The sequence below is a fragment of the Deltaproteobacteria bacterium genome (assembly GCA_005879535.1).
Classification (GTDB): domain Bacteria; phylum Myxococcota; class Myxococcia; order Myxococcales; family 40CM-4-68-19; genus 40CM-4-68-19.
The window spans coordinates 1357-7563 of record VBKI01000013.1; the positions used below are offsets into that span (position 1 = coordinate 1357).

A 6207-nucleotide genomic window follows, 5' to 3' on the forward strand; every position below is an offset into this window, starting at 1 on the left:
CCCGTGTCCGCCGCGGCCAGATGTCCGATCTTGCGCTCGTGCGCTCCGGTGAAGGCGCCCTTTTCGTGCCCGAACAGCTCGCTCTCCAGCAGCGCCTCTGGCAGCGCCGCGCAATGCACCTCGACGAGCGGGGCCGCCGCGCGCTTGCTCGAATAATGGATCAGGCGCGCCAGCTGGTTCTTTCCCGTTCCGCTCTCGCCGAGGAGCAGCACGCTGGCGTCGGTCGCGGCCACCCGCCGGGCCGCGGCCAAGACGTCCTTCATCGCGGCGCTCTCGGCCACCAAGCCGGGCGTCAGCCGCTCCACCAGCCGGTCCGCCTTGCGGTGCGCGGCGCGCTGGTCCGCGAGCCGTTGCACCCGCAGGCGGAGCTCCTCGAATGCGAAGGGCTTGATCAGGTAATCCGCGGCGCCTGCCTTCATCGCCGCGACCGCGCTCTCCGCCGTCGCGTGCGCGGTCATCAAGATCACCTCGGCGGGCGGGATCCGGGCGCGCGCCGCTTGGAGCACGCCGAGCCCGTCCATGTCGGGCATCCGCAGATCGGCGACGACGATCTCGAACGCCTCCTTCTGCAGCTCGGCGAGGGCCGCCCGGCCACCGCCAGCCCGGGTCACTGCGTGGCCGTCCAGCGCCAGCGCTTCCGACACGAGCTTGCCGAGCTTCGGTTCGTCGTCGACGACCAGGACGCGGGCCATGAGGCGTTCCTTCAGGACACGACGGGCAGGCGAACCTGAAAGGTCGCACCCGGCCGTCCGTCGCCGATCAGATCGAGGATGCCACCGTGCCGTTCCACGAAGCGCCGGGACAGCGCCAGCCCGAGCCCGGTCCCACCTTCCCTGCCGGTCACGAACGGCTCGAACAACCGGACCCGGATCTGTGGGGGCACGCCCGGCCCAGAGTCGTGCACGGTGACGCGCACCTCGCTGTCCGCGGCAACCGCGGTCAGCTCGATTTCACCGTTCCGCTGCGCCTCGGCGGCATTGGAGAGCAGGTTCGCGAACACCTGCCGCAGCCTGCCGCCGTCCCCTTCGATGGGCGGCAGCTGTCCAATGGAAAGACGTACGCGCACCGGAAACGCCGCTTCCGCGGCTCGCGCGGCGTCCTCGAGCACGTCGCGGAGATCGATCCGCGTGCGGACGATGGCGCGATCGCCGGCGACGTCGAGGAAGTCTTCGGTGAGCCGCTTGAGCCGTTCCACCTCGCCGAGCATGTCCTGCAGGTCGGACGCGCCGCGCTCGCCCAGTGCCGGGCCGGACCGCTCGCGCAACAGGTCGATGGTGCCGCGGATCACCGCGAGCGGGTTGCGGATCTCGTGCGCTGCCATCGCCGCCATGCGGGACATCGCCTCGCCGCGCGCCGCCCGCTCAGCGGCCTCCGTGCGGGCCCGCTCGGCCCGCGTCCACCGCCAGGCCACGAGCGCCAGTGCGAACGCTCCGGCAACGGCGAACCCCACTCCCAAAGCGAGCGCCGGACGCAGCCCGCGCCGCGCGCCGGCGAACGCCTGACCGGCCTCGAGCGCCAGCACCGCGCGCACGCTGCCGTCCGCGGCGCGGACAGGAAAGTAACCGGTGGCCACGCCCTCTTCCCCCAACGCGAAACCGGCGCCGATCCCGGAATCGCCTTCGAACGCGCGCCGGACACGGGAGAGGTCGACGCGCAGCAAATCTGCCCTCCGGCCGGCGGGCCCGGCGGCATCGGCGAGGACCGTCAGATCGCGATCGAGGAGGAAGGCGCCCTCGAGCTGGTTGGCCTGCATGAGCCGCTGGAGTTGACTCGCGGACGGCGCGGTGTTTTGCAGGAGACCGGCCGCCGCTTCGCCCGCGCCGCGCAGCCGCTCGTCGAGCACCTGGTCGAGGGCGCGGGTCGCGCTGGCATGGAGGAAGGCCGTCGCGGCGAGCGAGCCGGCCAGCCCGAGAACGGCGGCGGCGACGGCGACCAGCGCGGACCGTTTCCTCACAGGAGCCCCGTCACCAGGGTCAGGGTCAAACCCGCGGAGAGTTCGGTGTATGCGAAATCGGGGACGTTGGAAAACGCCCTGCGCGCCGCCAGCCAGAAGCGGCCGGTCCAGCGATCGGCGAGGTCCAGCTCGGCGGCGGCGGCGCCGTCCAGATATGTGTCCGCGCGCGTGGCTGCCAAGGTTGGGTCCAAGTTGTCATAGTGCCTGCGCAACAGGCCTGCGTCGAAGACAAACCGCAGCCTGGACGTGGCGGCAAACCGCGCGAACGCGCGCGGACCCTGCTCGAGATACTTGAGGGTCGCGTCGTCGGTCCGATCGCGCGTCAGCGCGTAGGCGAGCCCGAACGCGGAACCGCCGGCGAACCTCCACTCTCCCGACAGCTCGCCGACCTGTCGGATTCCGGAGTACGGCGCCGCGGCTCCGGTCAGGAACGAGTCAAATCGGACGGCGTAGCTGGCAGCGAGCGAGAGCTGCTGGAACGTCCAGCGCGCTTCCGCCTGCAACCGGTGCGCCGAGAGGTAGCCATCGCCTCCGAGGGACATGAAGTCGTACGCATAGCCGACGAGGACATGGCGCGGCTCGCGCCCGAGCTGCCATCCCGCCCCTGCCTCGACGACTCCGAGATCGAACTGGGTGAAGCGCCCCAGCTTGCGATAGGTGCCGCTGGCGCTCACGAATGGACCACTCTCTCCCGAGGGCCGCAACAGCACGCCGGCCGCGATCGTGCCCGCGCTATCCGCGCTGCCGCCGGACGTCGGCGAGCCGTCGGGAGCGAGGTCGACGTTCGAATCTCCCGACGGCCCGGCCAGCAAGGAGAGCACGACGCGCCCTTCCCGCCGCGCGAGCCGGACGAGACTCGTGGCGGTGGGCGCGAGCGTGGGATCCCTGGCCGCAGCCGCCTCGAAGTTCCGCGCGGCCGCCTCGCCTCCGCCCTCCCTCAAGGAGATCAGACCGAGAAAGAGCTGGGCGGAAGGCGCGAGCGCCGGATCCCGTTCCGCCTCGCGAAACAGGGGCACAGCCTCTTCGTCTTCTTGCAGCTCGTAATGACAGATCCCCTGCAGCAAGGCCGAGGCGGGATCCGGACCCAGAGTGCGGATCTGTCCGAACAGCTCGATCGCGCGGCGGCGGTCGCCGCTCTCCATCCGGCGCAAGGCTTCGCCGAACGCATTGCCCTCCGTGCTACGGCGGCACAGTGCGAGCAAGCCCGCACGCGCTTTCGCATTCTGCGGATCGGCGCGCCATGCGCTGCGGTACGCAGCCGCGGCGGTATCGAGCGCTCCGTCGCGCTGCTCCTTCTCGGCGACTTCCAGGTAGGCCTCCGCGGCGACCGTGTCGCGCTTCTGCGCCGGTTCCACGGGCGCGCAGGGATCGAGGCCGCCAGCGACCGCCAGGAGCACGGCGCCGATCACGGAGCCAACTCCTTGCGCAAGCCGGACAGGGAGGCGCGCGCTTCGCCCTGCCGGTGGTGATCCGGCCGGCGCGCGGCGAGCGCCGAGGCCTCGCGATAGTAGAGCGCGGCGAGAGCGTGGCGGCCTCCCTTGCGCGCCTCTTCTCCGCGAGAGTGATACCAGTCGATCGAGTCAACGGAGGGCTCGGAGGACAGGAGCGTGGCGATGTCCGCGCGCATCTTCCGCGCCTGGGCGCTGATGCGCGGGCCGGTCCGATCGCCGACTCCGTCCAGCAGGGCGTCCGCGCAGAGGAAGAGCCGCGCGTCGTAGCACGCCAGCGCCCGGTAGTAGTCGAGGAGCGGGTCGGCGGCGGAGGGAGCGGCGCGCTCAGCGGCGGCGAAGCCCTCCAGCGCGTCTTCGGGCCGCTGCAACTTCACGAGCGTCGCGGCTGCGTACCAGTCGGCGTCGCCGCCGGCGCCGAGCCGCGATGCGACCATGAACTCGACGTAGGCTTCCTGGAAGCGCCGCTCGCGGAATAGCTGCGCGCCCGCGAGCAGATGGTCCTCGCCGGCTGCGAGCACACCGGGGGCGAGACACACGAGCGTGAGCAATCCAGCGAACTTCACCGGGTGCTACCTGGGGGGGCCTGGAGGAGTTGCCGGGTTCCTGCCCGGACCGTGTGGCTTCTTGCGGGCCTGATCGGCGCGCTCCTGCCCGGCGGCTGCGTGGCTGTCGGCGTTGGCGTTCTTCGCAGCGCTCGCGGCCGCGCCCTGGGCGCTGCGGGCGGCGGCCTCCGACTTTGCGGCGGCCGCGGCGCCGTTCGCGCTCGCTCCGGACTGATCGCGCGCCATGCGGTTCGGGTCTGTTTCTTTTCTGGACCGGCTCGGGAAGGCCGGAGGAAGAGACGGCGCAGTGGCTTCTTGTTCTAGGGCAGCGCGCACCGCTGCGCGCGCCTCCTCGGCCTGCGCGCTGCGGGCGGGGCTGGCCGCGGCGAGCAGGACCGCGAGCGATTGCCAGGAGAGGAATCCCATGAGCCTTCGGCGCAGCAACATGTATGCCTGACCCATCTCCCTGAGCGATTGGCCACCGCACCAGCGCGGCGCACCAAGAAGTACAGGTCCATGTACCATGCGGTACAGGCGCGCCGCCCCTTCTCTGGTCGTTCAGAGGGAGGACGAATGGCGGAGATTTTGCTGGAAGGCGAGCCAACCTACCGCGGAGCCATCGTGCGCACATCGCTCGTCGTCCTCTTGTTCTCGGTCCTCGCCGTTTCTTGCGGCGGATCCAGCAAGGGTATGGGTCAGCTGAAGATCTCGCTGACCGATGCACCCAGCGACCTCGCCAACGTCAGCCAGGTCAACGTCACGTTCGACGAGATCCGCGTGCACGACGATGCCTCGACGTCGTTTCCCGATGGCGGCGCGCCCGATGCCGGCGCAAGCGAGGATGGGAGCAACACCAGCGGGTGGATCGTCCTGTGTACCGATACGCAGACCATCGACCTGCTCTCGCTGACCGGAGGCCGGTTCACGCCCCTTTGCTCGCGGCTGGCGGCTGACGGAGGCGTGGAGGAGATGCCCGTGGACGTGCCGGCCGGCAACATCTCGCAGGTGCGCTTGCACCTGGTGGGTGCTCAGCTCGTGTTCAACGACGCGACGCCCAGCACCGACGTGACGGTCCCGAGCGGGACGACCAGCGGTCTGAAAGTCGATGTGAACCAGACCGTGCCGCAGGGCGGCGTGCTGGAGATCAAGCTGGACTTCGACGCGGCGCAGTCGATCCACAAGACCGGCAACGGGAAGTACCTCATGCAGCCGGTGATCCGCGTCGTGCCCTGATCAGACCTTCATCTTTCTTCCCATGACCAGCACCACCGCGCGTTTCACGCGGCTGCCGCCACGTAACTGCGCCGCAGACCGAACTCCCAGACGAGTTTGTCCGGCGCCGTGCCGGTGACTCGCATCCGGCCGCCGTGGATGCCGTGGAGGTGGTGGGCGGCGCAGAGACTGATGAGGTTTTCCGGGTCGTCGCTTCCTCCCTGCGAGCGGGGCTTGATGTGATGCGCGTGCACCGCCGCCCTGCTGCAGCCCGGCACCTGGCAGAAGTGCCTGTCGCGAGCGCGGATGCGCCGCTGCAATGTGTTCGCCTGCTTGAGCTGCGCCCTCCAAGTCTCGATGAAGTGCTCCGCTAACGCGACCAGGCACTCTCCCGCCGACAACCACCGCTTTGCCGCAGCGCGGGCAGCGCGAAATGCCGCCTTCACGACCTCCGCGACGCTCACCGTCATCCAGACGCCGAAGGTCCCGCGCGCGCACATCTGCGCCTCGTCCTTGTCCTGCATCGCACGACGCAGCGCGACGCAAGTCATGGTTTCCGCCTTCTCAACCCAGTCCCGCACCTCCTCTCCTTCCGCATGCCGCGCGATGATCCGCGCCTTCTCGTAGCTGATCCGCTTCTCGCTTAGCGCCCGCCGCAGCACCGGGATCCGGTACAGGCTGCGCTCGAGCGCGATGCGCTGCACGACGGTGCGCTCGGCCATTCCCAGCCGTTCCTCGCAGTAGTGACGGAAGCTGGCGAACCGAGGGGCTCCCAGGCGCGGCTTTGCCTGAACAGCGTCGCCACTTGCCCGAATACCTCATCCCAGCGGGCGCGCTTCTCCAAGTGCCGCTTCAGCTCTGCGTCGATGCGCCAGGGATCGATCTCCCCGCTGGACTGTGGCGCTTTGAGAGCGTCGACCGCCGCGAGATCGGCCCATTGGCGGTTTTCCCGCTCCAGCCGCTCCTTGAGGGATTCGACGTCGTCCTCGGAAGCGAACAGCACGTCGTCCGCGTGCTCGTCGGCAGGCGCCGGATGCGAGCTCAGGTG

The 6207-nt window shown here is 70.0% G+C and carries 5 protein-coding genes and 1 pseudogene (1 of these 6 only partly in view); 1 reads left to right on the forward strand and 5 read right to left on the reverse strand.

What is annotated here, in order from left to right:
* The 4 genes and pseudogenes from E6J58_00805 to E6J58_00820 all read right to left on the reverse strand — a co-directional run.
* Positions 1-692: pseudogene (locus tag E6J58_00805) on the reverse strand (sigma-54-dependent Fis family transcriptional regulator); it reaches 624 nt to the left of the window's first position.
* A gap of 11 nt (positions 693-703) precedes the next feature.
* Positions 704-1954 (reverse strand): HAMP domain-containing histidine kinase, encoded by a 1251-nt coding sequence (locus tag E6J58_00810; GenBank protein TMB43681.1) that lies wholly within the window; start codon positions 1952-1954, stop codon positions 704-706.
* Complete coding sequence (locus tag E6J58_00815; GenBank protein ID TMB43682.1) at positions 1951-3363, reverse strand: hypothetical protein; 1413 nt, start codon at positions 3361-3363, stop codon at positions 1951-1953. The genes E6J58_00810 and E6J58_00815 overlap by 4 nt, the downstream gene beginning before the upstream one ends.
* Entirely contained in the window at positions 3360-3941 is a 582-nt protein-coding gene (locus E6J58_00820; GenBank protein TMB43685.1) for a hypothetical protein, read from the reverse strand. Before E6J58_00820 ends, E6J58_00815 begins: the two co-directional genes overlap by 4 nt.
* A 522-nt stretch (positions 3942-4463) precedes the next feature.
* On the opposite strand from E6J58_00820, the gene E6J58_00825 reads away from it, so the two are divergent.
* Entirely contained in the window at positions 4464-5180 is a 717-nt protein-coding gene (locus E6J58_00825; GenBank protein ID TMB43683.1) for a DUF4382 domain-containing protein, read from the forward strand.
* 44 nt (positions 5181-5224) lie between these two features.
* Here the strand turns inward: E6J58_00825 and E6J58_00830 are convergent, their stop codons facing one another.
* Positions 5225-5881: an HNH endonuclease gene (locus E6J58_00830; protein ID TMB43684.1), complete on the reverse strand. Its 657-nt coding sequence runs from the start codon at positions 5879-5881 to the stop codon at positions 5225-5227.
* Positions 5882-6207: the final 326 nt, after the last annotated feature.

What these genes read in the sequence shown, in the direction of transcription:
- E6J58_00825 (TMB43683.1), top strand. Translation starts at nt 4,464, where the DNA reads ATGTACCATGCGGTACAGGCGCGCCGCCCCTTCTCTGGTCGTTCAGAG.
- E6J58_00830 (TMB43684.1), bottom strand. Translation starts at nt 5,881, where the DNA reads ATGGCCGAGCGCACCGTCGTGCAGCGCATCGCGCTCGAGCGCAGCCTG.